Origin of the sequence: Spirillospora sp. NPDC052269, assembly GCF_040679435.1 — a bacterium.
Lineage (GTDB): Bacteria > Actinomycetota > Actinomycetes > Streptosporangiales > Streptosporangiaceae > Spirillospora.
This window is the reverse complement of the sequence record NZ_JBFAUU010000010.1, coordinates 272,879-298,253: the sequence shown is the minus strand read 5'-3', so window position 1 is coordinate 298,253 and position 25,375 is coordinate 272,879. Positions and strand designations below refer to the sequence as shown.

23 protein-coding genes and 1 pseudogene are annotated in these 25,375 nt (G+C 72.0%); 12 read left to right on the top strand and 12 right to left on the bottom strand.

Going from position 1 to position 25,375, the window contains the following annotated elements:
- Positions 1 to 219: 219 nt before the first annotated feature.
- The 4 genes and pseudogenes from nrdR to AB0L06_RS23220 all read left to right on the top strand — a co-directional run.
- A pseudogene (nrdR, locus tag AB0L06_RS23235) lies at positions 220 to 669 on the top strand (transcriptional regulator NrdR); the annotation flags it as partial.
- Positions 670 to 980: 311 nt separating this feature from the next.
- The gene (locus tag AB0L06_RS23230; RefSeq protein ID WP_500233157.1) at positions 981 to 3,833 is read left to right on the top strand and encodes a vitamin B12-dependent ribonucleotide reductase; all 2,853 of its coding nucleotides are present in this window, start codon (positions 981 to 983) and stop codon (positions 3,831 to 3,833) included.
- A 213-nt stretch (positions 3,834 to 4,046) separates the two neighbouring features.
- The gene (locus AB0L06_RS23225) at positions 4,047 to 4,805 is read left to right on the top strand and encodes a hypothetical protein (protein ID WP_500233156.1); all 759 of its coding nucleotides are present in this window, start codon (positions 4,047 to 4,049) and stop codon (positions 4,803 to 4,805) included.
- A gap of 177 nt (positions 4,806 to 4,982) precedes the next feature.
- Positions 4,983 to 5,813 carry an SAM-dependent methyltransferase gene (locus AB0L06_RS23220; protein WP_500233155.1) on the top strand — a complete coding sequence of 277 codons (831 nt, stop codon included), beginning with the start codon at positions 4,983 to 4,985 and terminating at the stop codon, positions 5,811 to 5,813.
- A gap of 189 nt (positions 5,814 to 6,002) precedes the next feature.
- Here the strand turns inward: AB0L06_RS23220 and AB0L06_RS23215 are convergent, their stop codons facing one another.
- Positions 6,003 to 6,605 (bottom strand): TetR/AcrR family transcriptional regulator, encoded by a 603-nt coding sequence (locus AB0L06_RS23215; protein ID WP_500233154.1) that lies wholly within the window; start codon positions 6,603 to 6,605, stop codon positions 6,003 to 6,005.
- 108 nt (positions 6,606 to 6,713) lie between these two features.
- On the opposite strand from AB0L06_RS23215, the gene AB0L06_RS23210 reads away from it, so the two are divergent.
- On the top strand, positions 6,714 to 7,688 hold the full coding sequence (locus AB0L06_RS23210) for a quinone oxidoreductase family protein (RefSeq protein ID WP_500233153.1): 975 nt from the start codon (positions 6,714 to 6,716) through the stop codon (positions 7,686 to 7,688).
- Positions 7,689 to 7,769: 81 nt separating this feature from the next.
- Here the strand turns inward: AB0L06_RS23210 and AB0L06_RS23205 are convergent, their stop codons facing one another.
- Entirely contained in the window at positions 7,770 to 8,396 is a 627-nt protein-coding gene (locus tag AB0L06_RS23205; protein WP_500233152.1) for a hypothetical protein, read from the bottom strand.
- Between the two features lie 142 nt (positions 8,397 to 8,538).
- Positions 8,539 to 9,114 carry a TetR-like C-terminal domain-containing protein gene (locus AB0L06_RS23200; protein WP_500233151.1) on the bottom strand — a complete coding sequence of 192 codons (576 nt, stop codon included), beginning with the start codon at positions 9,112 to 9,114 and terminating at the stop codon, positions 8,539 to 8,541.
- 96 nt (positions 9,115 to 9,210) lie between these two features.
- On the opposite strand from AB0L06_RS23200, the gene AB0L06_RS23195 reads away from it, so the two are divergent.
- Positions 9,211 to 9,750 carry a DUF4267 domain-containing protein gene (locus AB0L06_RS23195; RefSeq protein ID WP_500233150.1) on the top strand — a complete coding sequence of 180 codons (540 nt, stop codon included), beginning with the start codon at positions 9,211 to 9,213 and terminating at the stop codon, positions 9,748 to 9,750.
- Positions 9,751 to 10,020: 270 nt separating this feature from the next.
- Positions 10,021 to 10,986, top strand: a complete 966-nt coding sequence (locus AB0L06_RS23190; protein ID WP_500233149.1) for a pirin family protein — start codon at positions 10,021 to 10,023, stop codon at positions 10,984 to 10,986.
- A 72-nt stretch (positions 10,987 to 11,058) separates the two neighbouring features.
- On the opposite strand, the gene AB0L06_RS23185 is transcribed toward AB0L06_RS23190, so the two are convergent.
- Entirely contained in the window at positions 11,059 to 12,153 is a 1,095-nt protein-coding gene (locus AB0L06_RS23185) for a Gfo/Idh/MocA family protein (protein WP_500233148.1), read from the bottom strand.
- 119 nt (positions 12,154 to 12,272) lie between these two features.
- Between AB0L06_RS23185 and AB0L06_RS23180 the strand changes: the two genes are divergently transcribed.
- From AB0L06_RS23180 to AB0L06_RS23170, 3 genes are all read left to right on the top strand, one after another.
- Positions 12,273 to 12,914 carry a TetR/AcrR family transcriptional regulator gene (locus tag AB0L06_RS23180; RefSeq protein WP_500233147.1) on the top strand — a complete coding sequence of 214 codons (642 nt, stop codon included), beginning with the start codon at positions 12,273 to 12,275 and terminating at the stop codon, positions 12,912 to 12,914.
- A gap of 50 nt (positions 12,915 to 12,964) precedes the next feature.
- The gene (gene lplAB, locus AB0L06_RS23175) at positions 12,965 to 14,014 is read left to right on the top strand and encodes a lipoate-protein ligase LplAB (protein WP_500233146.1); all 1,050 of its coding nucleotides are present in this window, start codon (positions 12,965 to 12,967) and stop codon (positions 14,012 to 14,014) included.
- Between the two features lie 84 nt (positions 14,015 to 14,098).
- Positions 14,099 to 14,758: a nitroreductase family protein gene (locus AB0L06_RS23170; RefSeq protein ID WP_500233145.1), complete on the top strand. Its 660-nt coding sequence runs from the start codon at positions 14,099 to 14,101 to the stop codon at positions 14,756 to 14,758.
- A 103-nt stretch (positions 14,759 to 14,861) separates the two neighbouring features.
- On the opposite strand, the gene AB0L06_RS23165 is transcribed toward AB0L06_RS23170, so the two are convergent.
- The 6 genes from AB0L06_RS23165 to AB0L06_RS23140 form a co-directional block, all read right to left on the bottom strand.
- Positions 14,862 to 15,494 (bottom strand): HhH-GDP family DNA glycosylase, encoded by a 633-nt coding sequence (locus AB0L06_RS23165; protein ID WP_500233144.1) that lies wholly within the window; start codon positions 15,492 to 15,494, stop codon positions 14,862 to 14,864.
- Between the two features lie 64 nt (positions 15,495 to 15,558).
- The gene (gene rnhB / locus AB0L06_RS23160) at positions 15,559 to 16,272 is read right to left on the bottom strand and encodes a ribonuclease HII (protein WP_500233219.1); all 714 of its coding nucleotides are present in this window, start codon (positions 16,270 to 16,272) and stop codon (positions 15,559 to 15,561) included.
- A 308-nt stretch (positions 16,273 to 16,580) separates the two neighbouring features.
- Positions 16,581 to 17,186 (bottom strand): response regulator, encoded by a 606-nt coding sequence (locus AB0L06_RS23155; protein ID WP_500233143.1) that lies wholly within the window; start codon positions 17,184 to 17,186, stop codon positions 16,581 to 16,583.
- A 4-nt stretch (positions 17,187 to 17,190) separates the two neighbouring features.
- The gene (locus tag AB0L06_RS23150; protein ID WP_500233142.1) at positions 17,191 to 18,390 is read right to left on the bottom strand and encodes a sensor histidine kinase; all 1,200 of its coding nucleotides are present in this window, start codon (positions 18,388 to 18,390) and stop codon (positions 17,191 to 17,193) included.
- A 53-nt stretch (positions 18,391 to 18,443) separates the two neighbouring features.
- The gene (locus AB0L06_RS23145) at positions 18,444 to 19,175 is read right to left on the bottom strand and encodes an ABC transporter permease (protein WP_500233141.1); all 732 of its coding nucleotides are present in this window, start codon (positions 19,173 to 19,175) and stop codon (positions 18,444 to 18,446) included.
- Positions 19,172 to 20,116 carry an ABC transporter ATP-binding protein gene (locus tag AB0L06_RS23140; RefSeq protein WP_500233140.1) on the bottom strand — a complete coding sequence of 315 codons (945 nt, stop codon included), beginning with the start codon at positions 20,114 to 20,116 and terminating at the stop codon, positions 19,172 to 19,174. Before AB0L06_RS23140 ends, AB0L06_RS23145 begins: the two co-directional genes overlap by 4 nt.
- Before the next feature lie 162 nt (positions 20,117 to 20,278).
- On the opposite strand from AB0L06_RS23140, the gene AB0L06_RS23135 reads away from it, so the two are divergent.
- Together AB0L06_RS23135 and AB0L06_RS23130 are read left to right on the top strand one after the other, a co-directional pair.
- Complete coding sequence (locus tag AB0L06_RS23135; RefSeq protein ID WP_500233139.1) at positions 20,279 to 22,855, top strand: AAA family ATPase; 2,577 nt, start codon at positions 20,279 to 20,281, stop codon at positions 22,853 to 22,855.
- Positions 22,856 to 22,865: 10 nt separating this feature from the next.
- Entirely contained in the window at positions 22,866 to 23,915 is a 1,050-nt protein-coding gene (locus AB0L06_RS23130) for a winged helix DNA-binding domain-containing protein (RefSeq protein WP_500233138.1), read from the top strand.
- On the opposite strand, the gene AB0L06_RS23125 is transcribed toward AB0L06_RS23130, so the two are convergent.
- A complete protein-coding gene (locus AB0L06_RS23125) occupies positions 23,908 to 24,753 on the bottom strand; it encodes a 5-oxoprolinase subunit C family protein (RefSeq protein ID WP_500233137.1) in 846 nt (281 codons plus the stop codon). The genes AB0L06_RS23130 and AB0L06_RS23125 overlap by 8 nt on opposite strands.
- Entirely contained in the window at positions 24,750 to 25,370 is a 621-nt protein-coding gene (pxpB, locus tag AB0L06_RS23120) for a 5-oxoprolinase subunit PxpB (protein ID WP_500233136.1), read from the bottom strand. Before pxpB ends, AB0L06_RS23125 begins: the two co-directional genes overlap by 4 nt.
- Between the last annotated feature and the right edge of the window lie 5 nt (positions 25,371 to 25,375).

Genomic DNA, 25,375 nt, shown 5'->3' with positions numbered 1-25,375 from the left:
GTGACCGGCCGGACGCGACACGCCGACGGTGACGCCGGGACGCTCGGTGTGACCAGGGTCTACGCGTGAGGCGTCCGATCCAGGTTGCGCAGCCGTCCGCCGCGCTCTACGGTTGACCACAACATCTAGTAGTTACACGGACGTCATTAACCACAAGTTGTGTCTTGTGCGGGCGGTTCCGTGGACATGGCTTGACCGTCGGGAGAGGGAGGGACGCGCGTGCACTGCCCGTTCTGCCGCAACCCCGACACCAAGGTGATCGACAGCCGTTCCACCGACGACGGGGGCGCCATCCGGCGTCGCCGGTCGTGCCCGGAGTGCGGCAAGCGGTTCACCACCCAGGAGAACGTCCTGCTCATGGTGGCCAAGCGCAGCGGGGTCACCGAGCCGTTCTCCCGTGACAAGATCGTCGCCGGGGTGCGCCGGGCCTGCCAGGGCCGCCCGGTCGACGAGGACGCGCTGGCCAAGCTCGGCCAGCGGGTCGAGGAGGCGCTGCGCGCGACCGGATCGGCCGAGATCCCCTCGCACGAGGTGGGCCTGGCGATCCTGGGGCCGCTCGGCGAGCTGGACGAGGTCGCCTACCTGCGATTCGCCTCGGTGTACCGGGGTTTCGAGTCGCTGGACGACTTCGCGCGCGAGATCGAGGTGCTGCGCCGGGTGGCCGGCGGGACGGAGACCGGCGAGGCCGGGCCGGATGGATCCGGCGGACCGGACGGGCCGGGCGGCGCCGCGGGGGGACGTTCCCCCGGTGGCGGAGCGGCGGCGGACGCGTCCGCCCCGCGTGACGTGGGGGCGCGACCTCCCACGGCCGCCGACGCGTCCCGATAGGACACGGCTCGGCGGGTTCCAGCGTTACGTTTCAGCAGTTCAAAAGACTTCCAGCAGTACTTTTTCAGCGCCCGGGGCGGGATGAGGCGGCCCCTGGGCGGGGTTTTACCTGGACAGGGCCCTTGCGGGAGGGCCCGGAGGGGGATGTGGTCATGACGGAGACGGTGAGCAGCGGCTCGGCGGCCCGGCGCGGCAAGGGGGGCCGCAAGGGGCTGAAGGTCGAGCGGATCTTCACCACGCCGGGCGTGCATCCGTACGACGAGATCACCTGGGAACGCCGCGACGTCGTCATGACCAACTGGCGCGACGGCTCGGTGAACTTCGAGCAGCGCGGCGTCGAGTTCCCCGACTTCTGGTCGGTGAACGCCGTCAACATCGTGACGTCCAAGTACTTCCGCGGCGCCGTCGGCACGCCGCAGCGCGAGAGCAGCCTGCGGCAGCTGATCGACCGGGTCGTCCGGATGTACGTGACGACCGGCGTCGAGAACGGCTACTTCGCGTCGGACGCCGACGCCGAGGTCTTCGAGCACGAGCTCACCTACGCGCTCGCGCACCAGATGTTCAGCTTCAACTCGCCGGTCTGGTTCAACGTCGGGACCAAGTCGCCGCAGCAGGTCTCGGCGTGCTTCATCCTCTCGGTGGACGACACGATGGAGTCCATCCTCGACTGGTACAAGGAAGAGGGGATCATCTTCAAGGGCGGTTCGGGCGCGGGCCTGAACCTGTCCCGGATCCGCTCGTCCAAGGAGCTGCTGTCGTCCGGCGGCACCGCGTCCGGCCCGGTGTCGTTCATGCGCGGCGCGGACGCGTCGGCGGGGACGATCAAGTCCGGCGGCGCGACCCGGCGGGCCGCCAAGATGGTCGTCCTCGACGTCGACCACCCGGACATCGCCGAGTTCATCGACACCAAGGCGCGCGAGGAGGACAAGATCCGCGCGCTGCGGGACGCCGGGTTCGACATGGACCTCGGCGGCAAGGACATCAACTCGGTCCAGTACCAGAACGCCAACAACTCGGTCCGCGTGTCGGACGAGTTCATGCGCGCGGTCGAGAGCGACGGCGAGTTCGGCCTGCGGGGCCGCCTGTCCGGCGAGGTCATCGAGACCATCAGGGCCAAGGACCTGTTCCGCCGGATGGCCAAGGCCGCCTGGGAGTGCGCCGACCCGGGCATCCAGTACGACGACATCATCAACGACTGGCACACCAACCCCGAGACCGGCCGGATCACCGCGTCCAACCCGTGCTCGGAGTACATGTCGCTGGACAACTCGTCCTGCAACCTGGCGTCCATCAACCTGCTGAAGTTCCTGCGCGCCGACGACTCGTTCGACGTCGAGAACTTCGTCAAGATGACCGAGCTGATCATCACCGCGATGGACATCTCGATCACCTTCGCCGACTTCCCGACCGAGAAGATCGGCGAGACCACCCGGGACTACCGCCAGCTCGGCATCGGCTACGCCAACCTCGGCGCGCTGCTGATGGCGACCGGCCACGCCTACGACTCCGAGGGCGGCCGCTCGCTCGCCGCGACCATCACCTCGCTGATGACCGGCGTCGCCTACCGCCGCTCGGCCGAGATGGCCGGGGTCGTCGGCCCGTACGCCGGGTACGCCCGCAACGCCGACGCGCACAAGCGCGTCATGCGCAAGCACGCCGCGGCGAACGACGAGATCCGCACCCTGGACGACATCGACAAGTCGATCCACACCGCCGCGACCAAGCAGTGGCAGGAGTGCCTCAAGGTCGGCGAGAGGAACGGGTACCGCAACGCGCAGGCGTCGCTGCTCGCGCCGACCGGCACCATCGGCCTGATGATGGACTGCGACACCACCGGCATCGAGCCGGACCTCGCGCTGATGAAGTTCAAGAAGCTCGTCGGCGGCGGGTCCATGCAGATCGTCAACCTGACGGTGCCGCGCGCCCTGACCCGGCTCGGCTACCAGCAGGAGCAGATCGAGGCGATCGTCGAGTACATCGCCGAGAACGGCCACGTCGTGGACGCGCCGGGCCTGCGCCCGGAGCACTACGAGGTGTTCGACTGCGCGATGGGCGAGCGCGCGATCTCCCCGATGGGGCACGTCCGGATGATGGCGGCCGTCCAGCCGTTCCTGTCCGGCGCGATCTCCAAGACGGTCAACATGCCCGAGCAGGCCGCCATCGAGGACATCGAGAAGGTGTACTTCGAGGGCTGGAAGCTCGGCCTGAAGGCCCTGGCGATCTACCGCGACAACTGCAAGGTCGGCCAGCCGCTGTCGGCGGCCGGCAAGAAGGAGGAGCCGAAGGCCGAGCCCGCCGCCGTCGCGGCGCCGGTCGAGGTGCGGCCCGTCCGCAAGCGGCTGCCGAAGCAGCGTCCGGCGATGGTCACCCGGTTCTCCGTCGCGGGCGCCGAGGGCTACATGACCGCCTCGTCCTACCCGGACGACGGTCTCGGCGAGGTCTTCCTCAAGCTCGGCAAGCAGGGTTCCACCCTGGCCGGCGTGATGGACGCCTTCTCCATGGCGATCTCCATCAGCCTCCAGTACGGCGTGCCGCTGGAGACCTGGGTGGAGAAGTTCACCAACATGCGGTTCGAGCCGGCGGGCATGACCGACGACCCGGACATTCGCATGGCGACCTCGGTGATGGACTACATCTTCCGTCGCCTGGCCCTGGACCACCTGGACTTCGAGACCCGCTCCGAGCTGGGCATCCTGTCCGCCGCCGAGCGCGCGATGCAGGCCAACGGCGAGGACCCGGCGTCCCTGCACTCCTCGGACGCCGAGACCGAGCGGGAGATCCTGGCCCAGTCCGCCGAGATCACCCGGACCCCGGCCCCGTCCGCCGCCGCGGACCCGGCCCCCGCGCCGGCTCCGGCCGCGCCGCACTCGTCGGTCGAGGTCATCGAGAGCCGCCAGGGCCGCACGGCCGACGCGCCGCTCTGCCTGACCTGCGGCACGAAGATGCGTCCGGCGGGCAGCTGCTACGTCTGCGAGGGCTGCGGCTCCACCAGCGGCTGCAGCTGACCGTCCGCGCCCATGCGGCGCTGAGGTACCGAACGGCGGGAGCCGGCGCGTTTCGCGCCGGCTCCCGCCGCCGTTTTCCCCGGCGGTCGGCCTGTGGACGGGCGGAGTCCGGCCCGCGTACGGCCGATGCCGGTCATGGGCTGATCTGCCGGAGCGGGGGTGCGCGCACCTAAGATCACCTTCTCTCGCCCCCGGCCCGCAGTGGAGTCGATCTTGCTCGCTGTCCGTTCCCTCGCGCTCGCGACCGCCACGTGCTCGGCACTGGGAGCGGCGGTCGCCGTTCCCGCCGCGGCGCGCGCTTCGACGGTGCCCTGGGGCGCCACGCGTGTGGTGTCCCTGAACATGCCGCGTTCCGGAGAGGTCCACTGGATGTCGGTGTCGGGCCACTTCCCGATCACCGGCATGGTCCAGCAGTGGGACGGCGCCCGGTGGACGCCGCTGCGGTCCGGGCATCTTCGGTTCGACTGGCGGATGAAGGGCTCGACCGTGTGGCACGACGACGGTCAGGACGTCTTCACCCGCGAGGACGGGACGATCCGGGCGTCGACGGGCGTGATCCCGGGGACGTGGTCGCTGCGGGTCCGCGTCCTGGCCGGCCCTTCCGGAACCCGCGCGAGCACGAGCGCCGCCGTGACCACCTCGCTCAAGGACAAGGTCCGGTTCTGGGAGGCCAGCGCGTGGCGCACACACGAGGGTCAGCCCACCCAGGTCACGGGTGAGATGACCGATTACTTCGGCGGTCGGCAGTTCGTCTCCCTCCGAGGCCGCAAGGTCAGGCTGTACTACCGCCGCAAGGGCACCAAGACCTGGCATCTCTACAAGACGACGACCTTGCGAGCGGCGACTCCGGTCTGGAACGAGCGGTTCGCCTTCAACAACCTGAAGCGCGGCAGGGGGTATTACTTCCGCGTCGTCTTCCCGGCTCAGGGCTTCTTCCTCAGTGCGACGTCCCGCACCTTGGCGCTCCCTTAGAGCCGAGGTCGTTCTGCGCTTCGAAGGCGTCTCGTCCGGACCGGCATGCTTCGAGATCGACCGGTCGGTGAGCTGCTTCGCGAGTGGCGGCCGCCCGAAACCGATGCGGAGGAGCGGTACGGCTTGGTTTACTGATCATCAGGTGTGTTGGGCGGCACAGTGTGGAACGAGGAGAAGATGGCGGAACCGACTGAGATGCCCTCCGCGCGGCCGGAGAAGTGGCGTCCGTCGGAGGTCGAGGAGCGGACGCCTTCGGTGGCCCGGATGTACGACTTCCTGCTCGGCGGGAAGGAGAACCTCGGGGTGGACCGGGAGCGCGCCCGGGAGGCGGTGAGCGTCGACCCGCTGTTCCCGCGGGTCGTCCGCGAGAACCGGGCCTTCCTGGGACGCGTCGCGCGGTTCCTCGCCGAGGAGTGCGGGATCGACCAGTTCCTCGACATCGGCACCGGGCTGCCGACGCAGGACAACGTGCACCAGATCGTCCAGCGGATCAACCCGGACGCGAGCGTGGTGTACGTCGACAACGACCCGGTGGTGCTCGCGCACGGGCGGGCCCTGCTCGCCGACAACAACCGGACCACGGTGATCCAGGCCGACTTCCGGGACCCGGGCGCGATCCTCGCGCATCCGGTGGTCCGGCGGCTCATCGAGCTGGACCGTCCGGTGGCGCTGCTGCTGCTGGCGATACTGCACTTCGTGCCGGACGCGGCGGAACCGCACGCCGTCCTCGCCGAACTCCGCGACGCCCTGCCGCGCGGCAGCTACCTCGCGATCACGCACGGGTCGCCCGACCTGCGCCCCGACGTGGTCCACCGCCTCGAGGAGATCTACTCCAGGACGGCCTCGCCCGCGCTGGCGCGCTCGCACGAGGACGTCCTCCGCTTCTTCGGCGACTTCGAGATGATCGACCCGGGCCTGGTCTGGGTCCCCTGGTGGCGTCCCGAGGAGGAGCCCGCCGACGACTCCGACCTCGTCTGGTTCCTGGGCGGTGTCGCCCGCAAGCCGTGACGACCGACGTCTGATGAAGGGCCGGGATGCGTCCCGGCCCTTTCTCATGCGCGCGGTGTGCCGCGTGTCTGTTATGCGCTGTTTGTCTACTGTGTGGCGTATGTCGGCGGCGCGTCTGTCTGCTGCGTGCCGCGTGCCCGCTGAGCGGCGCGTCCCGAGCGTGCCGATCCGTATGAGGCGGTGCGCGTCCTATCCGGGCGGTGCGTCCAGCAGGGCGATGATCATCACCCGCAGGGTGCCTTTCAGGCGCTCGGGTTCTTCGGTGGTGAGCTGGGCGAGCACGGGGTCGCTGTGCAGGGAGCCGAGCAGGACGTGCGCGACGGTGTCGGCGTCCAGGGTGGGCTTCTCGGCGTGCAGCAGCGTGCTGACGTGGCCGTGCCAGAACGTGTAGACGGCGTACGGGTTCTCCTGTTCCGCGTGGTACTCCTCGCTGGACGGCAGGGTGACGCCGGAGCGGGAGAGCTCGGCGAGCAGGCTCTTGTTGCGGCTGACGACGTCCACGATCGCGTCCACGAAGGCGAGCAGGCGATCACGGTCCGGAGTGCCCTCGCCCAGGGGTGGCGGGCCGGTTTGGACGGCCTCCTCCAGCGCGTGCGCGCGCTCGACCATGAGCGCCAGCATCAGGCCGGCGCGGTTCCCGAAGCGGTGGAACACCGTGCCCTTCGCGACGCCGGACTCGGCCGCGACCTGCTCCATCGAGACGTCCTGCGGACGGTGCGCGGCGAGCAGCCGCTCGGTGGCGGCCAGGATCGCGCGCCGGTTGCGGGCCGCGTCGGCACGTTCCTTCGGCATGTGGCGGACCTCCTCCAGTAGACAAGTTGACCGGTGGTCAATATGGTGAAACTTGACCGATGGTCCAGTTTATCGGGCGGCCCTGCGCGGCCGTCCGGAGGAGACATCATGCGACACGTGCGTTACCACGCCCACGGCGGCCCCGAGGTGCTGGCGGTGGAGGAGGCCGAGGTCCCCGAGCCCGGCCCCGGCCAGGTGCTCGTCCGCCCCGAGGTGATCGGCACGAACTACGTGGACGTCCAGCTCAGGCGGGAGACCGACCGCGCGTCGATCTGGTACCGGGACCTGCCGGGCACGCTGACCGGCGACGTCGTCGGGACGATCGAGCGGACGGGCCCGGACGTCGATCCCGCCCTGACCGGAACCCGCGTCGCCGCCCTGTCGGTGGACGCCTGGGCCGACCGCGTGCTCGCGGACGCCGAATGGCTCGTCCCGATTCCGGACGATCTGGATGCCGCGTCCGCCAGCCTGCTGCCCATGACCGGCGCGGTCGCGCTCGGCTGTCTCAACATCGGGCGGATCGCGGCGGGGGAGACCGTGCTGGTCACGGCCGGTGCGGGAACCATCGGGCACCTCGCCGTCCAGCTCGCGCGGCTGCGCGGGGCGGGGACGGTCATCGCGACGGCCGGATCGGACGCGAAGCGGAAACTGCTGTCCGAGCTGGGCGCGGACGTCGTGATCGACCACACCGCGCCGGACTGGGACGAGCAGGTCAGGGCCGCCGTGCCCGGGGGCGTCAACCTGGTCCTGGACGCGATCGGCGGGGACACGTTGCTCCGCTCGCTCGGGCTTCTCGCGCCGTTCGGACGGGCCGTCGTCTACGGCGCGTCCGCCGGTGACCTCACGAGTGTGCCCGTGACCAGCGTCTTCGGGCTGACCAGCCTCATCGGCTTCGCGATCATGGCGTACCGTTTCACCGCCCCCGAACAGGCGCGCGCCGACCTGGACGAACTCGCCGAGCTGATGCGTTCCGGGAAGCTGCGCGGCGTGATCGGTGAGCGGCTTCCCTTGGACGAACCCGTGCGCGCACACCAGCTGCTGGAGGACCGCGCCGTCCTGGGACGCCTGGTCCTGGAGCCGTAGCGGCCGTGGGGCCGGAGGGGCCGTAGCGAGGCGTCGGCCTGCGAGGAGGACCGAGGCCGTGCCTGCGCAGGCCGTATCGGGCTACGCGGGGCCTGGGTCCGCGATGAGAACTTGGGTCAGCGGGACGGCCAGGGCCTCTCCCGCGAGGCCGGCGCAGAAGGCGGTGACCTTCTCGACGAATCGGACATGGTCGGCCGTCGCCGCCTCGACCGCTCGGCGAAGCGTCGTCCGGTGGACGGTCAGGAGAGGTTCTGCCGGGCCTCGGCTGCTTTCGGTCGGTCCCGAAAGTGACAGCCGGTCGTCCGGTTCCGCGGCGACCAGCAGCCAGGGGTGCCCGATCCAGAGCATGGACGGGGTGGTCGAGCGGTGCCCGGCCGCCTCCCGCCAGTTCGACAGGACGTCCAGGTCGGAGCAGCACCCGGGCGGGACGAGGCGCCGGCCGTCCAGGTCGAGCGCGAACCCGGCGGAGAGCGCGGGGATCTCGTCCAGGACGTCCGGGCAGGGCGTCTGGCCGGGTTCGCCGCGCAGCCGGGGGAGGACGTCCGCGTCGTCCAGATGGGACCGGAGGTGCGCGGCGAGCGCGGCGTCGTCGAGTTCGTCCGCGTCCGTGTACTCCACGATGCCGGTCTCCAGCACCATCCGAAGCGCGACCAGGCCGTCCCTGCTGTCCACGCCGCCGGTCTGCTGCTTCGATCCCGTACCGCTCATCGGCCCTCCGCCTCCATTGAAACCCAGAACGCCCCCGGACGCGTCGTGTGCGACCCGTCCGGGGGCATTCGCCATTCGCCGTAGCCTGGCCGCGCCCGCCCTTCATGATCAACCCCATTTCGCTTGGTGGAGGCGGGTGGACTCAATCGCGGCTGAGCATGCCGACCATGAGCTCGACCCGCGATTCCGCGTGTTCCGGACGCAGTCGTTCTCCTTTGGTCAGCGTCGCGAGGCCGTGCATCCAGCTCCAGCCGAGCTCGGTGAACGTCTCCAGGTCGTGTTCTCCGGCGAACGGCTTGAACACGGACGCGAGCTCCTGGAAGGCGTCCCGCAGTGCCTGCGGTGACTCGCCCGTTCCGAACGTGACGTCGGTCGGCAGGACGAACATCGCGTCATAGGCGGCTGGATGCCGCGCCGCGAACTCCATGTACGCGCGGGCGAGGTTGCGCAGCGCGCCGACGTCGTCGGTCGCCTCCTCGCGCGCGGCGCGCATGGCGGCGGCGAGGTCGGCGATCCCCTCGACGGCCACCGCCGCCACGATCGCGGCCTTCCCCTTGAAGTGGCTGTACAGGACGGGCTGGCTGTACTGGACCAGCTCCGACAGTCGGCGGGTGGTGACGGCGTCCCACCCCTCGGCCTCGGCGAGATCCCGCGCCGTCTGGACGATCAGTCGGCGGCGGTCGGCTCGTTCGCGTTCACGACGCTGCTGTACGGACATGGGCGAATCCTAGCACTGCTAGACATTCGAGCATGGCTAGTGTTAGCGTCGCTCTCGTTCCTAGCAACGCTAGATCCCCTTCCGAAGGAGCCCCCCGTGAACGCCACCAAGACCGCTCCGTCCGCCTCCGCCTCCGCCACTGCCGCGACCGTTGCCCAGGCCCAGGCCCAGGCCCAGGCCCAGGCCCAGGCCCAGGCCCAGGCCCAGGCCCCTGTCCCCGCCGGACGCCTGCTGGCCCGCACCGCCACCGGCATCGCCATCGTGACCGGCTTGCTGGTCACCTACTTCGGGCTCAACTTCCTGTTCGACCCGCACGCCGCGGACGGCTTCGGCATCAAGCCCTGGCCGACGGGCCACGCCACCGGCTACTTCGACGTGAAGGGCGTCCGGGACCTGGCCACCGGCGGTGCCGTCTTCGCCCTCCTCGCCCTCCGCCAGCACCGCGCCCTGGCCTGGATCATGCTGTTCGACCTGCTCCTCCCTGTCGGCGACATGCTCACCGTCATGACCCACGGCGGCACCGTCGCCTACGCCCTCGCCGTCCACGGCTCCGCCGCCGCCCTCCTCGCCCTCGGCGTCGTCCTCCAGTTCATCCGCGTCTCCCGCGACACCCGAGCCGCCGCCCACACCGCCTGACACTCCCGCCCCCTTCGCCCGCGCCTCGCAATCCGCACGCCCCCACGTGCAAGTTGCGGGGCGCAGGCGCATCCCCAGACCTCGCGACCTGGGACGCGCTGCCTGGGACGCGCTGCCTGGGACGTACCGCCCGGGAGCGCTGGTCGGAGCGTGCTGAGGATTGGGCGGCGGACGAGCGTGTGGCGTGCCGGCGGGGGTGGGGATTAGGGGTGCTTGTGAACGTGTTCGGCCAGGTGGATGACAAGGTTGTCGGTAGGGAAAGGGGTACAGGTGAGTGATCTTCAGACGCGGCCGCAGGCCGTGGCGTGCGGGGGACGGGACGATGTGGCCGCCGGGCCGGTGCGGGAGCTGTTGAAGCCCCGGATCGTGTCGCTCGGCGAGGGGACCGAGGTGCGGCGGCTGCTGCCCACGCTCGGGCGGCGGATGGTCGGCGCGTGGTGCTTCGTGGACAACTACGGGCCGGACGACATCGCGAAGGCGCCGGGCATGCAGGTGCCGCCGCATCCGCACCTGGGGCTGCAGACCGTGAGCTGGCTGCATGCCGGGGAGGTGCTGCACCGCGACAGCCTGGGCAGCCTCCAGACCATCAGGCCGCGCCAACTCGGCCTGATGACCTCCGGACGGGCCATCTCCCACTCGGAGGAGTCGCCGCACGAGCACGGCCGGATGCTGCACGGAGCCCAGTTGTGGGTGGCGCTGCCGGACGCCGCGCGCCACACCGACCCGAGCTGGGAGTTCCACGCCGACCTGCCCGTGGCGACCGGCCCCGGGTTCAAGGCGACCGTGCTGATGGGCGACGTGGACGGCGCCGCGTCGCCGGGCCGCGCGTTCACCCCCATCGTCGGCGCGGACGTCGAGGTCGCGGACGGCGCGGACGTGCGCCTCCCGCTGGAGCCCGACTTCGAGTACGCCGTCCTCACCATGGCGGGACGCACCGTCGTGGACGGCGTGCCCCTCGACCCCGGGTCGATGCTCTACCTCGGCTGCGGCCGCCGCGAGCTGCCCATCCGCTCGGACGGCGGCGGCTCCCTGATGCTGCTCGGCGGCGAACCCTTCGAGGAGCGCCTGGTCATGTGGTGGAACTTCGTCGGGCGGACCAACGAGGAGATCCGCCAGGCGCGCGCCGACTGGGCGAACGGCGACCGCTTCGGCGTCGTCCACGGATACGACGGCGACCGCACCCCCGCACCGGCGCTGCCCGACCTCCCGCTCAAGCCCCGCGGCCGCACCCGCTGACGCTCAAGCCCCGCGGCCGGAGCCGCTGACCCCGTCGCCCGCATCGCGGTCCCTCGTCCCCGCCCGCCGGGGTCAGGCGAGGGACTGGCGGGCGCCGGTTTCGGCGGAGCGGCGGATGGCGTCGAGGAGTTTGTGCAGCTCCAGGGCGTCCTCGAAGGTCGGGACGCTTGCGGGGGAGTCGGCGAACGCCTGGTAGACGCCGGCCACGTTGGCGGCCTCGGTGCCCTTCAGGGACGCGGGAAGAGTGTTCAGGGCGTCCGGGATGTCGATGCGCTGGGGAGCCGCGCCGGGCTCGCGGTTGCCGAGGAGGGTGAGCTCGTTGATCTGGACGCCCCAGCCGCCATCGGTGAGCAGGGTGAGGTCGCCCTCGGTGCCGGCGATCTCGATGCGCGTGTGGGGCGAGGTGAGCTTGGCGTAGTGGATGTGCGCGGCAAGGGTCGCCCCGGACGCGAAGGCGCCGTTCAGCGCGACCTGGTCCGGGCTGTCGGCCGTCACGGGCTCGCCCGTCTCGGCGACCGTGTAGTGGACGCGCTGGACGGCCGTGGTCGCCGACAGCTCGGCGATCGGGCCGAAGAGGTGCTGGACGAGGTCGAGGTGGTGGCCGCCGGCGACCTCCAGGGTGCCCGCGGCGTTGTGCACGTCGGCGGTGTAGGACGACCAGCTCGGCATCGTGCCGTCCGCGCCCTTGGCCAGCGCGCCATGGACGTTCACCGAGGTCACGCGCCCGACGTAGCCGTCCGCGAGCAACCGGCGGGCGTGCAGGACGGCGGGGGCGAAGCGCGCCTGGAGGCCGGCCACCGTGCGTACCCCGGCGCCCGCCGCCAGCTTCACCACGGCCTCGGCCTCCTCGGTGGTGCGGGTGAGCGGCCACTCGGAGAAGACGTGCTTGCCCGCGTCCAGTGCGGCGCGGATCAGCGCGTCGTGCGCGGGGACCTTCACCGTGATCGCGACCAGGTCGACGTCCGGGTGGGCGGCGAGCGCGTGCGGATCGGTGAAGTGGTGGGGGACGCCGAACCGGCGGGCGGCCTCCCGGGCGCTCTCCTCGCGCCGGGTGCCGACGGCGGTGAGCTCGAAGCCGGGCAGCGCGCGAAGCGCGGGGATGTGGGCGCGGGACGCCCACCCCTGGTCGGGGTTGGCCCCGATGACGCCGACGCGGATCGCGGACATGATGATCTCCGATCGGGAAGCGGACGCACGCCGTCCGGATATCGAGGACTCTAGACCAAGCGGACGCGAGCTGTCCACTTAATCCGGACGCGTGTCGTCCGTTTGGTACGATCGGTGCCATGAAGACCGTGAGCGCCGTGGACCGCCTGCTGGACGACGGCTCCGGACGCGTCCCGCGCGCCGACGCCCGCCGCAACGTCGAGCGGCTGGTGGAGGCCACGCGGGAGGCCGCCGCCCAGGGCGGCGAGATCGCCGCGCACGACATCGCGCGGCGCGCGGGCGTGGGCGTGGGCACGTTCTACCGGCGTGTCGGCACGCTCGACCGGCTGCTCCAGGCCGTCCTGGAGGAGATCATCGGCGAGATCCTGGAGCGCGGTGACAAGGGCCTCGCCGACCCCGACCCGTGGACGGGCTTCCGCGATTTCGCGTCCTCCTACCTGCGGCTTCGCAACGAGCTGTGCGACGTGAACCAGGCGATCGGCGGTGTCCTCGATCATGAGCGCGCCGAGCTGCGCGACCGCGTCCGGCGGCTGGTCGAGCGCGCACAGGACGCCGGGGCGATGCGCGCCGACGTGTCCTGGACGGACGTGTCGTTCCTGCTGGTCGGAGTGTCCACGGGCGCCCACACCATGGGCATCCACGCCGGGCCGGCCCAGTGGGAGCGCAACCTCTCGATCGTCCTGGACGGCCTGCGCACGCCCGTCCCCACCCAGCCACCGGGCGACGCCCCCGAGGCCCCTGAGACCTCGGTCACCGCCTAGGGCGCGTGCGGCGGAATCCTCGGCGGGCGTGCGTCGTTGACTGCTGTGTGATGCATGGCGAATACAAGGTGCCCGGTGGAAAGCTCGTCGTGGCCGACGTGGACGTGGTCGACGGGCTGCTGCGTAACCCCCGGATCAGCGGTGACTTCTTCCTCGAGCCGGACGAGGCGCTCGACGCGATGAACCGCGCGCTCGACGGGCTGTCCGCCGGTCTGGAGGCGCGCGACCTCGCCGCGCGCGTGCAGGCGGAGCTGCCGAAGGGCACGGTGATGCTCGGGCTGACCGCGGAGGCGGTCGGGATCGCCGTGCGGCGGGCCGTCGCGCGCGCGTCCGAATGGCGCGACCACGACTGGCGGCTCGTCCACGAGGGGCCGCAGCCGCCCGCGCTGCACATGGCGATCGACCAGGTGCTCGCCGAGGAGGTCGGCGCGGGCCGCCGTCCGCCGACGCTGCGGATCTGGGAGTGGGGCGCGTCCGCCGTGGTCATCGGCAGTTTCCAGTCGCTGCGCAACGAGGTGGACGGGGACGCCGCGTCCGGCCTCGACGTCGAGGTCGTCCGCCGGATCAGCGGTGGCGGCGCGATGTTCGTCGAGCCTGGCAACACCATCACCTACTCGCTCTACGCGCCGGAGTCGCTGGTCGCGGGCATGTCGTTCGCCGAGAGCTACGCCTTCCTGGACGACTGGGTGCTCGGCGCCCTCGGCGAACTGGGCATCCGCGCCTGGTACCAGCCGCTGAACGACATCACCTCCGACCACGGCAAGATCGCGGGCGCCGCGCAGAAGCGCCTGGCGAACGGAGCCGTCCTGCACCACGTGACCATGTCGTACGACATCGACGTGGACAAGATGCTGCAGGTGCTGCGGATCGGCCGGGAGAAGCTGTCCGACAAGGGCACCACCAGCGCGAAGAAGCGCGTCGACCCCCTGCGCCGGCAGACCGGCCTGGCCCGCGACGAGATCATCGGCCGCATGGTCGGGCACTTCCGCACCCGCTACGGCCTCACCGCGGACACCCTCACCGACGAGGAGCGCGCCCTCGCCGACAAGTACGTCGCCGAGAAGTTCACCACCCCGGAGTGGACCGCCCGCGTTCCCTGACCGATTCGGCGCGTGGTTCTTGATCGTTCCGGGTGGCAGATGTTGCCGTTGTGGGCGGGCCGTGGCGCCGGTTAGAACGAGGGCATGAGCCAGTACACCTATCCGGTCGTGCCCGCGCCCAGGTTCGACGTGCCCGCCGGGGACGCCGTCGAGCGCGCGCGGGCGTTCGCCGACACCATGACGTTGCGCCGGACGGTCCGGGACTTCGCGTCCCGGCCGGTGCCGCCCGAGGTGGTCGAGCACGCCCTGCGCGCCGCGGCGACCGCGCCGAGCGGCGCGAACGTGCAGCCGTGGCGGTTCGTCGTCATCACCGATCCGGAGCGCAAGCGCAGGCTGCGCGAGGCGGCCGAGGAGGAGGAGCGCGAGTTCTACGAGCGCCGCGCGTCCCCGGAGTGGCTGGAGGCGCTGGCTCCGCTCGGCACCGACTGGCGCAAGCCGTTCCTCGAGGAGGCCCCGGCCGTCATCGTCGTGTTCGAGGTGCACAAGGGCCCGCACTCGCCGCGACCGTACTACGTGAAGGAGTCCGTCGGGATCGCCGTGGGCTTCCTGCTCGCGGGGCTCCACCAGGCCGGTCTCGCCACGCTCACGCACACGCCGAGCCCGATGAGGTTCCTCAACGAGGTCTGCGAACGTCCCAAGGAGGAACGGGCGTACGTGGTCATTCCGGTCGGCTACCCGGCGGACGACGCGATGGTTCCGGACATCACCAAAAAGCCCCTGGACGAGACCGTCATCCACCTCTGACGTTACGCGGAGAACCGGGCCGAAGTGCTGGAAAACGCGACTTCGGTATGGCTGAATGCGGCCGGGAAACGCGAGTTCGCCCCCGGCCGCATCCCGAAAACGGTCAGCCCTTCAGGACGGATTCGGCCAGCTTCTTGTCACGGGCGACGCGCACGAGCGCGGACGCGAAGCGAGCCAGGTCCTTGTCGGGCACCTCGTCCGCGAGGCGCTTCGCGTCGGCGGGGAGGCCGAGGCGTTCGGCGCCCTTGAGCGCCTGCGCGTCCATATACGGACGCAGCCACGGCCACATGTGCTGCGCCTCGCGGCAGAAGATGTCGACGCCCACCGGCCCGATGCCGGGGAATTCGCGCAGCAGCTCACCGGCGCGGACGGTGTCGCGCTCCGCCTCGATGGGCAGCCGCCGCAGGTCGCCGCCGTACTTCTCCTGGACGATGTCGGCCATGTCGCCGAGCCGCGTCGCCGTGCTCTCGTCGTAGCGGACGTAGTGGCCGCGCCCGAGCGCGTCCACCCGTTGCTGCCAGGTCATCCGCGCGAGTCCCCGCGCGGTGCCGCCGCTCGCCTCGAACACCTCGCGCGCCGCCGCCATCGCGATGTCCGAACCGATCCGGGCGCTGAGCAGGTTGGCCAGGACCAGAAGCCGGAACAGCGGACCCGGCTGGTCCTTGAGCGGGATGCCCACCTCCTCGGCATAGGTCTGGCCCGCCTCACGCAACAACCTCTTCACGACAGCGTCCATCAACGCACCTCCCGTCAATCGCGCTTTACCCACGCGCGCGCGATTGACGCCTGCCGGGCGCGAATCAGAGCAGGCTGAGCTGGCCCTCGCCGGCCAGCGGGTCGCGGTGGCGCTTCATGTGCCGCCAGCGGGGCAGGTCGTCCAGGTACGCCCAGGACATCCGGTGGTGAGGGGTCGGGCCGTGTTCCTCCAACGCCTTCTGGTGGACCGGCGACGGGTAACCGGCGGCGTCGGCGAACCCGTACCCGGGAAACCCGGCGTCAAGCGCGGCCATCAGGCCGTCCCGGTGGACCTTGGCCAGCACGGACGCGGCGGCGACCGTGATCGAGCGCTGGTCGGCCTTGACCTCGGAGCGGACGCGCCAGCGCGGGTCCCGGACGTAGTCGTTGTCGCCGTCCAGCAGGACCAGGTCGGGCGGTTCGGGCAGCGCCGCCAGGGCGCGGACGGCCGCGCACCGCAGCGCCGCCGTCATGCCGAGCTCGTCGATCTCCTCGGGGGACGCGGCGCCGATCGCGTGCCCCTCCAGCCAGTCCGGAAGGATCTCGGCGAACGCCTCGCGGTGCGCCTTCGTCAGCAGCTTCGAGTCGGTGAGCTTCACGGTCTTCCTGCCGCGTCCGGGGAGTTCCGGCGGGGCCGAAAGGTCGGTGACGGCCGCGCACACGACGACCGGTCCCGCCCAGGCGCCGCGTCCGACCTCGTCCACCCCGGCGATGCGCACCGGACGTCCGGTCAGCGTGCGCAGTTCGTCCTCGATCTCGTATCCGGCGACCCGGGACAGGCGCGTCCCGGACGCCCCGGACCCGTCGGTCTCGAACCCGGGCAAGGCGACATCGGCGGAGGTGGACTCGACAGCGGACAAGGGTTCTCCCGGACGTAGGAGGCGTGGCGGCGCTCCCGATCGTACGACCCCGCCGAGCCCCGATCGCGCGGACGCGCGGCGCGCTCTCCGTGGCACCGCCCACACACGCGGGTCGGGGCACCTGCCCTGGTCAGGAGCGCCTGGTCGGAGCCGGGCAGGTATCCGCCCCAGTCAGGGGCGCCTGGTCAGAGCTGGCGCAGGTATCCGCCCCGGTCAGGGGTGCCGGGTCAGAGCCAGCCGTTCTGGCGGGCCGCGCCCACGGCCTCGATGCGGTTGCGCGAGCCGGTCTTGCCGATCGCGGACGACAGGTAGTTGCGGACGGTGCTCTCCGACAGGTGCAGCCGTCCGGCGATGTCGGCCACGGTCGCGCCGTCGGCCGCGGCGGCCAGGACGTCCCGCTCCCGGTCGGTGAGCGGGTTCGGGCCGACGGAGAGGGCGGCGGTGGCGAGCGCCGGGTCCACGACCTGCTCACCGGCCAGGACGCGGCGGATCGCGGAGACGAGGTCCTCGATGGGGCCGTCCTTGACCAGGAAGCCGCGCGCGCCCGCCTCCACGGCCCGGCGCAGGTAACCGGGCCGCCCGAACGTCGTGACGATCAGGACGCGGCAGGACGGCAGGTCGCGGCGCAGGTCGGCGGCGACGTCCAGGCCGGTGCGGTTCGGCATCTCGATGTCGAGGACGGCGACGTCCGGCCGGGCCGCCAGGGCCGCGGGCAGCGCCTCGGCGCCGTCCGCGACCTGCGCGACGACCTCGATGTCGTCCTCGAGGTCGAGCAGCAGCGCGAGCGCGCCCCGCATCATGCCCTGGTCTTCGGCGAGCAGCACTCGGATCACCGGATCATTCTCCACCCGCCGGGACCGGCACCGTCGCTGCCAGGACGAACCCGGACGAGGACGGCGCCGTCCGGAGTGTCCCGCCCGCCGATCCGACCCGCTCCCCGAGTCCGGACAGCCCGTTCCCCGGGTTCGCCGCGTCGCCGGCCGCACGGCCGTCGTCGGCGATCTCCACGGACGCCTCGGACCCGTCGTTCCGGACGGTGATCACGCACCGTCCGGCGCCGCTGTGCCGGATGACGTTCGTGACGCCCTCCCGGACGACCCAGCCGAGCAGCGCGTCCGGGTCGGGCGGCAGCGGCCCGCCGGAGCGCCGCACGACGGCCTGGACGCCCGCGTCGCCGAGCGCGGTGCGGGCGTGGTCGAGTTCGGCGGTGAGGCCCCGGCCCCGGTATCCGCTGACGGCCTGCCGGATCTCGGTGAGCGCCTGCCGTCCGACCTGCTCGATGTCGGCGGCCTGCTCGGCGGCGCGGGCCGGGTCGCGTTCGGCGAGCCGCCGGACGGCCTGCGCCTTCACCACCATCAGCGACATCGTGTGCCCGAGCAGGTCGTGCAGGTCGCGGGAGAACCGCAGCCGCTCCTCGGCGACGGCGGCGTGCGCGAGTTCCTCGCGCGCCTCACGCAGCAGGGCGATCACCGAGAACAGCCGGATGACGATGGCGGTCACGGTGCCCGCCGAGACCGTCCCCCACCAGATGCTGTCAGCGCCGCCGCCCTTCATACCGCCGAGCCAGGTCGTCAACCCGGCGGCCGTTGAGACCCCGCCGACCAGCGCCAGCAGGCCCCATTCGGGACGCGGCGACTGGTTCGGCAGGTGTCCCGCGACCGTTCCGGCTGCGAGTCCGGCGAGCGGGAAGCACACATACCAGCGGGGGCCGAGTTCGCTGGACGCGAGGGCAGCGGTGCCGGTCAGCGCGACCACGCCGGCGATCGGGAGCCACAGCGGGACGCGGGCGTCGAACGCCGCCACGACCGTCCCGACGTATACGGCGAGGAACCCCGCCAGCAGGGGCACTGCCAGCCACAACGGGTGAGCCGTTCCTTGGAGGAGGTCCTGGATCGGCCACCAGGCGATGACGATCCAGAACACGAAGCCCCACGGCGTCGGGCCCTTCTCGTCCATCCGGTTCAGGTTCATGGCGGGACGCCGCGGAACATGGTCCTGGACGATCCGAGGGGGCCGGACCCTGACGAAACGCCGCATCAGCACATCACTCTTCGCACGTCGACACCGTAGGGCCTGCCTGCGCGGGCCGATCACACCGTCTGCGCCGAGCGGCGGTAGCCGACCACCGCGAACACCGTGAACGCCGTCGCCCAGGCGGCCAGCACGAGCGTGCCCACGAGCGTCGGCGCGTGCCCGCCCGCCACCTGCCACGACAACTCGCCGTACCGGTTGACGGGGGTGACGCGCGAGACGTCCGCGAGCCAGGACGGCATCTTGCTGATCGGGAACCACAGCCCGCCCAGCAACGACAGGCCCATGTAGACCGTGAGTCCGGCCATCTGCGCCTTCTGCGCGGTCAGCAGGTACCCGAACCCGACGCCGAGGACGGCCAGGGGTGCGATCCCCAGCCAGAGCAGCACGATCACCAGGATCCAGCGTTCCGGGGGCATCGAGACGTCGTTCACCAGGCCGCCCGCCAGGCAGATCGCGGCGATCGGGGGCACTGCCGCGGCCATCGCGCACAGGGCCCGTCCGACCACCACCTGGGACGGCGCGAGCGGCAGCAGCCGCAGCTGCCGGATCCAGCCGAGCGGCTTGTCCTCGGCGATCGAGACGCCGCTCGTCATCACCGCGCCGATCGCCCCGAACCCGGCCATCCCGACCATCGAGTACACGGCGCCGTCGGCACTCGTCCCGCCGCCGAGGTCCAGGTTGGTGAAGACCAGGTACATCGTCAGCGGCGACGCCAGGGTCATGATCAGGTAGCCGGGGTCGCGCAGCAGCCGCAGCAGTTCCAGCCGGACGTAGTGGACGAGCATCATCGGACGATCTCCTTGGCAGCGGCAGCGGCAGCGGCGGTGGGGGCGGCGGTCTCGGCGCCGGCGTGGGTGAGGGTCAGGAACGCCTGCTCGAGGCTCGCCCCGGTGACCTCCAGGTCCCGGACGGCCCCGGCGGCGGCGAGCGCGAGCACGGTCGCGTCCGCGTCGGTCGTGTGCAGCCGGACGCGCCGGCCGTCCACCTCGCTGCTCACCACCCCGGGCAGGCCCGAGGGATCCGGCAGGACGGACGCGTCGACGCTGACCGTGCGGCCGGGGACGCGGCGCTTGATCTCGTCGCTGGTGCCGTCCGCGGCGATCCGGCCGCGGTCGACCACCACGATCCGGTCGGCCTCGGCGTCCGCCTCCTCCAGGTAGTGCGTGGAGAACAGGACCGTCGCGCCGCGCTCGGCGCACGCCCGGATCGCGGCCCACAGCTCGCGCCGGGACTCGATGTCCAGCGCCGCGGTCGGCTCGTCCAGGACGATCAGGTCGGGCGCGCCCGCCACCGCCAGCGCGAACCGGACCCGCTGCGCCTGCCCGCCCGACAGCGCGTCCGCGCGGCGTCCGCCCAGGTCGGAGATGCGGGCGATGGCCATCAGCTCGTCCTGCGAGGGCATCGGCCCGCGCGTGACCGCCGCGTGCGCCCGCTGGACGAACCCGACCAGCTCCCGCACCGTCACCCCGCCGATCAGCCGCCCGGTCTGCGGCATCGCGCCGACCCGCCCGGCCCGGACGGCCCGCTCCGGGGTCTCGCCGAGCACCCGGACCGTCCCGGCGTCCGGGGTCCGCAGGCCGAGGATCATCGAGATCAGGGTCGACTTGCCCGCTCCGTTGGGGCCGAGCAGCGCGACCGTCCGTCCCTGCTCCAGGCGCAGGTCCAGGTCGCGCACCGCCCGGACGTCCCCGAAGCTCTTGCTCACGCCGCGTACTTCCACCGCATCCATGCGGAGAACACTAGAAATCGGCGGGGGTCGCGCAGCAGAGCCGGAGATCCGCGATCCAGCAGTACAAATGTCCCGGTTGACACAGAGTGAAGCGGCCATACCGGGTGAAGCTCCCTTGGGAGGGGTGCCGTATGGGCAGCTCCTGCGCTTTACTCGGGATTGATGACGTTGTTCGGTGGCTCCGGCTCCCGCCCGGCGGCAGGGACCGCGGCGCGGGACCTCTTCGAGCGTCTGCGCTGCTGGTACTTCCATGTGCTGCCAGGGCTCCGGTTCCTGGGCGGCATCGTGCTGCTGGCCGGCGCCGCCGCGATCGCGGCCGTGCTGGACCTTCCAGTGCCGACGACGGTGGCGTTCACGGCGATCCTGCTCGTGGTGGCGCATCTGACGCTGCGGTCCCCGGCGGGGATGGCGGTCGTCGCGGTGGTCGCCGCGTGGCTGGCGTCCTCGGTCGGCATCGGACGCCTGTACTCCGGCCATCCGCACCCGTTCCTGAGCCCGGGTCTGCTGCTGGCGCTGCTCGCGCTGCCGGTCGCGGTCGCGGCGCTGCGGCTGCGCGGATACGCGCCATGGCGGACGGCCCTGGTGGCGCTCGTGCCCGCCGGTGTCGTCGCTGTCGGCTCGGCGCTCTCGGTTCCTCACCTTTCCGCGGGTCCGGCGTGGGTGGCGGCGCTGGCCGTCCTGGCGTACCGGTGGGATCAGGCGCGGCGGACGTCCTCGGCGGAGGCCTACGAGACCGGCTGGGTACAGGAGCAGTCCGGCGATCGTGCGGACCCCAGGGGCGGGAACGCGAAGGCCGGGAACACCAAGAGCGGAAACAGCAAGGGCGGAAACGGCAAGGGGCCGCGGGAGCCCAGACCGTCCGACGCGAAGCCCCCGGCCGAGCCGAGGAAACCCCCCGAAACCGACGATGAGGCCGAGAACGCCGGAGTCCCGGAGGCGACACGGACGGCCTACGACGAACGGGCGGCGGCGGAGACGCGCCCATCGGACGAACCGGGCGCCCCCACGGCCGGTGAAGCACTCGCCGAGCTCGAGGCGATGATCGGCCTCGAGCCGGTGAAACGGCAGGTCAGGTCCATAGCGGCGTCCATCGAGGCGGCGCATCTGCGGGCCGCGGCCGGGGTGCCGACCGAGAAGCCGATGCGGCACCTGGTGTTCGTCGGGCCGTCCGGGACGGGCAAGACGACGGTCGCCCGCGTCCTCGCGCGGATCTTCCACGCGTTCGGGCTGCTGCCGTCCGCGACCGTCGTGGAGGCGACCCGCGCGGACCTGGTCGGCGAGTACCTGGGCTCGACGGCGATCAAGACGAACGCGCTGGTCGACTCGGCGCTCGGCGGCGTCCTGTTCGTGGACGAGGCGTACTCCCTGGCCAACGCGTCCGAGGGGCAGCCGGACCGGTTCGGGGACGAGGCCGTCCAGGCCCTCCTCAAACGGGCCGAGGACGACCGCGACAACCTCGTCGTGATCCTCGCCGGATACGAGGACCGCATGGGCGCGTTCCTCGACTCCAACCCCGGCCTGGCCTCACGCTTCGGCACCCGCGTCCACTTCCCGTCCTACGCCCCCGGCGAGCTGCTGCAGATCGCCGAGCTGCACGCGGGCCGCCGCGACGACCGCTTCGACGAAGCCGCGCGCACCCGCCTCCACGACAGGTTCGTCGAAGTCCACAGGCGCGGCATCGTGGACGAGCTCGGAAACGGCCGTTTCGTCCGGTCGCTGACCGAGGCCGCCGCGCGCGCACGAGACGTCCGGGTCGTCGCCACCGGCCGGGACCGCGACCACGCGCCGACCGCCGACGAACTCGTCACCCTCACCGCGCGCGACGTGGACGCCGCGTTCACCGAGCTGACCGAGCGGTACCGCGGCTACGCCGAGACCCCGACGCTGGAGGAGGCCCTCGGCGACCTGGACGCGATGATCGGCCTGGCCCCGGTGAAACGGCAGGTCCACCAGATCGCCGCGCAGCTGAAGGTGGCCCGGATGCGGCAGGAGCAGGGCCTGGTCACCCGCCCGCCGACCAGGCATTTCGTGTTCACCGGCCCGCCCGGCACCGGCAAGACGACGGTGGCGCGCGTGCTCGGCCGGATCTTCGCCGCGCTCGGCCTGCTCACCCGCCCGGACGTCGTGGAGGTGCAGCGCGCGGACCTGGTCGGCGAGCACCTCGGCGCGACCGCGCTCAAGACCAACCGCGTGGTCGACTCGGCGCTCGGCGGCGTCCTGTTCGTGGACGAGGCGTACTCTCTGGTCAACCCCGGTTACTCGGGCGGCGACGCGTTCGGGGACGAGGCCGTCCAGACCCTCCTCAAACGGGCCGAGGACGACCGTGACCGCCTGGTCGTCATCCTCGCCGGATACCCCGCCGACATGGACCGCCTCCTGTCGTCCAACCCGGGCCTGGCCTCCCGGTTCGGTGAGCGCGTGGACTTCCCGTCCTACGGCCCGGACGAGCTGCTCCGGATCGCGCAGCTCATCGCCCGCCAGGGCGGCGACGCGTGGGCCGAGACCGCCCTGGACGACCTGGCCGCCGTCTTCCAGCGCGCCGTCGGCCTCGGCCGCGTCGACGAACTCGGCAACGGGCGTTTCGCCCGCACCCTCTACGAGAAGGCGTGCGCCGTCCGCGCCCTGCGCGCCGCCGCGCTCGGCGATTCCGCGACCCCGGCCGACCTCACCACCCTCACCGCGGACGACGTCCACGACGCGCTCTCCGAGCTGACCCACCGGTTGTCCCGAACGTGGTGAGATCTCCTGTATGGAGACCGTGACCTGGGCGCAGGCCCTCGCCTGGCGCATGCGCCGCCAGCACATCGAGACCGTGGCGGACGCGTCCGCCACCGAGATCGCCCGCCGGCTGGCGGGCGTCCAGGCCCAGGTCATGTCGGCCGCCGACCTCGCCGTCCGGATCCGCCAGGGATCCCCGCAGGGCGTCGCCGCCGCGCTCGCCGACGGTTCCCTGGTCAAGACCTGGGCCATGCGCGGCACCCTGCACCTCCTGCCCGCCGACGAGGCCCCCGCCTACCTCGCCCTCTGCGCCGCGGCCCGCACCTGGGAGAAGAAGAGCTGGCAGAAGAACTTCGGCGCGACCCCGGACGACGTCGAGGCGCTCGCCGAGGCCGCCCGGACGGCCCTCGCCGGCGGCACGCCCCTCACCCGCGAGGAACTCACCACCGCGATCGTCGAGGAGACCGGCTCCACCCACCTCGCCGACCTCCTCGGCTCGGGCTGGGGCATGCTGCTCAAGCCGCTCGCCTGGCAGGGCGTCCTGTGCCACGGCCCGTCCCAGGGGAACCGCGTCACCTTCGTCCGGCCGCCCTGGACGTCCCTCCCGCCCGTCGAGGACGCCGCGCGGACCGTCCTCCGCGCCTTCCTCGGCGCCCACGGCCCCGCCACCCCCGACACCTTCGACGCCTGGCTCCTCCGCAAGGCCAGCCGCAAGAAGGACGTCCGCGCCTGGTTCGAAGCCGCCGACCTCGCCCAGGTCGACGTCGAGGGCACCCCGATGTCCGTCCTCCCCGAACACCTGGACGACCTCCTCGCCACCCCGCCGTCCACGTCCGTCCGGCTGCTCGGCCCCTTCGACCAGTACATCCTCGCCGGCGGCACCGGCTCCCCTCATCTCGTCCCGCCCGCCCACCGCCAAGCCGTCAGCCGCACCGCGGGCTGGATCTCCCCGGTCGTCCTCTACCAAGGCCGCGCAGCCGGAACCTGGGATCCCGCGGCCCCCGACCCCACCCTCTTCGAACCCGTCCCGCCCCAAGCCCTCGAAACCGAACTCGCCCGCGTCCGCGCACTGCTCAGCTGAGGCGGAAGCGGACTTCGTCGCCTGGGCGTAGTTGGGCGGCCGCGGGGAGGTCCTGGTGGCGGACGACGGCTATGACCGGGTAGCCGCCTGTTGTGGGGTGGTCGGCGAGGAACAGGATCGGGTTGCCGTTCGGAGGGACTTGGAGGGCACCGGTGACCATGCCCTCGCTCGCCAGTTCGCCTTCTCGCGCGCGCACGAGGGCGGGGCCTTCCAGGCGGACGCCGACGCGGTTTCCGGCCGGTGTGACCGTGTACAGGGCCGAGGTGAGGGCGGTCAGGGCCTCCGGGACGAACCAGTCGTCGCGCGGGCCCGGGACGACACGGAGGATCGGGGCGTCCGGAAGGGGAGGGACGGGCGCGGAATCCACGGTCATCGGGGTATCGACGCGTCCGAACGGGAGGCGTGCACCGGACGCGAGCGGGGCCGGGCCCAGGTGGGAGAGCAGGTCGGTGGACCGGCTGCCGAGGGTCTTCTCACAGGTCAGGCCCCCTCGGACGGCCAGGTAGCTGCGCAGCCCGCGAGGCGGGACGCCCAGCAGCAGAGTGCCGCCCTCCGGGACATGAACGGGGGTGTTCATGCCCTGGGGACGGTCGTCCAGACGGACGTCCAGGGGAGCGCCCGTGACGGAGATCCAGGCGGGGGAGTGGAACAGCAGGGCCGCGCCGCCCAGCGTGAACTCGACGCCCGCCGCGTTCTCGGGGTTGCCGACGAGGCGGTTCGCCAGGCGCAGCGACGGCGCGTCGGCGGCGCCCGAGCGCGGGACGCCGAGGTGCGCGTATCCGGGACGGCCCAGGTCCTGGACGGTCGCCAGAGGCCCCGGACGGACGACCTCGATCACCGCGTCCGCTCCGGGACGAACCGGACGCGCAGCCCCGGACGCAGCAACGACGGCGGATCGCGCCGGACGTCCCACATCGTGAGATCCGTGTGTCCGAGCAAGCGCCACCCGCCCGGCGACGGCGACGGATACACCGCCGTGTACGGACCGGCGATCGCCACCGACCCCGTAGGGACGGACGTCCGAGGCGACGCCCGCCGCGAAACCCGCAGCGCGTCGTCCAGACCGGTCAGATAGCCGAACCCGGGGGAGAAGCCCAGGTAGGCCACCGAATACTCGGCGGCGGAGTGCCGCTCGACCACCTCCCGGACGGACAACCCGGTCAGCTCCGCGACCTCGCCCAGATCCTCCCCGTCGTATCGCACCGGGATCTCGACCGGCGGCGCGTCCTCGGCCTCGGCCGCGCCCGCCTCCAGCGTCGCGACGCGCGCGGCGAGCCGGTCCAGGTCGCAGACGTCCGGCTCGGCGACCAGCAGAACCGTCCGCTCACCAGGGACGATGTCCGTGACGCCGGGGATCGCCGCGTCCCGCAGCGCCCGGTGCAGCCGGTGCGCGTCCTCCAGGCCGGCCGTCTCGACGAGCAACCCGCCGTCCCCGGCCCTCCTGACCGCCCTCACACGCC

Coding starts and splice junctions, on each gene's coding strand:
- AB0L06_RS23230 (WP_500233157.1), top strand. CDS start 981: ATGACGGAGACGGTGAGCAGCGGCTCGGCGGCCCGGCGCGGCAAGGGG.
- AB0L06_RS23220 (WP_500233155.1), top strand. CDS start 4,983: ATGGCGGAACCGACTGAGATGCCCTCCGCGCGGCCGGAGAAGTGGCGT.
- AB0L06_RS23215 (WP_500233154.1), bottom strand. CDS start 6,605: ATGCCGAAGGAACGTGCCGACGCGGCCCGCAACCGGCGCGCGATCCTG.
- AB0L06_RS23210 (WP_500233153.1), top strand. CDS start 6,714: ATGCGACACGTGCGTTACCACGCCCACGGCGGCCCCGAGGTGCTGGCG.
- AB0L06_RS23205 (WP_500233152.1), bottom strand. CDS start 8,396: ATGAGCGGTACGGGATCGAAGCAGCAGACCGGCGGCGTGGACAGCAGG.
- AB0L06_RS23200 (WP_500233151.1), bottom strand. CDS start 9,114: ATGTCCGTACAGCAGCGTCGTGAACGCGAACGAGCCGACCGCCGCCGA.
- AB0L06_RS23185 (WP_500233148.1), bottom strand. CDS start 12,153: ATGTCCGCGATCCGCGTCGGCGTCATCGGGGCCAACCCCGACCAGGGG.
- AB0L06_RS23180 (WP_500233147.1), top strand. CDS start 12,273: ATGAAGACCGTGAGCGCCGTGGACCGCCTGCTGGACGACGGCTCCGGA.
- lplAB (WP_500233146.1), top strand. CDS start 12,965: ATGCATGGCGAATACAAGGTGCCCGGTGGAAAGCTCGTCGTGGCCGAC.
- AB0L06_RS23170 (WP_500233145.1), top strand. CDS start 14,099: ATGAGCCAGTACACCTATCCGGTCGTGCCCGCGCCCAGGTTCGACGTG.
- AB0L06_RS23165 (WP_500233144.1), bottom strand. CDS start 15,494: ATGGACGCTGTCGTGAAGAGGTTGTTGCGTGAGGCGGGCCAGACCTAT.
- AB0L06_RS23150 (WP_500233142.1), bottom strand. CDS start 18,390: ATGCGGCGTTTCGTCAGGGTCCGGCCCCCTCGGATCGTCCAGGACCAT.
- AB0L06_RS23145 (WP_500233141.1), bottom strand. CDS start 19,175: ATGATGCTCGTCCACTACGTCCGGCTGGAACTGCTGCGGCTGCTGCGC.
- AB0L06_RS23140 (WP_500233140.1), bottom strand. CDS start 20,116: ATGGATGCGGTGGAAGTACGCGGCGTGAGCAAGAGCTTCGGGGACGTC.
- AB0L06_RS23135 (WP_500233139.1), top strand. CDS start 20,279: ATGACGTTGTTCGGTGGCTCCGGCTCCCGCCCGGCGGCAGGGACCGCG.
- AB0L06_RS23130 (WP_500233138.1), top strand. CDS start 22,866: ATGGAGACCGTGACCTGGGCGCAGGCCCTCGCCTGGCGCATGCGCCGC.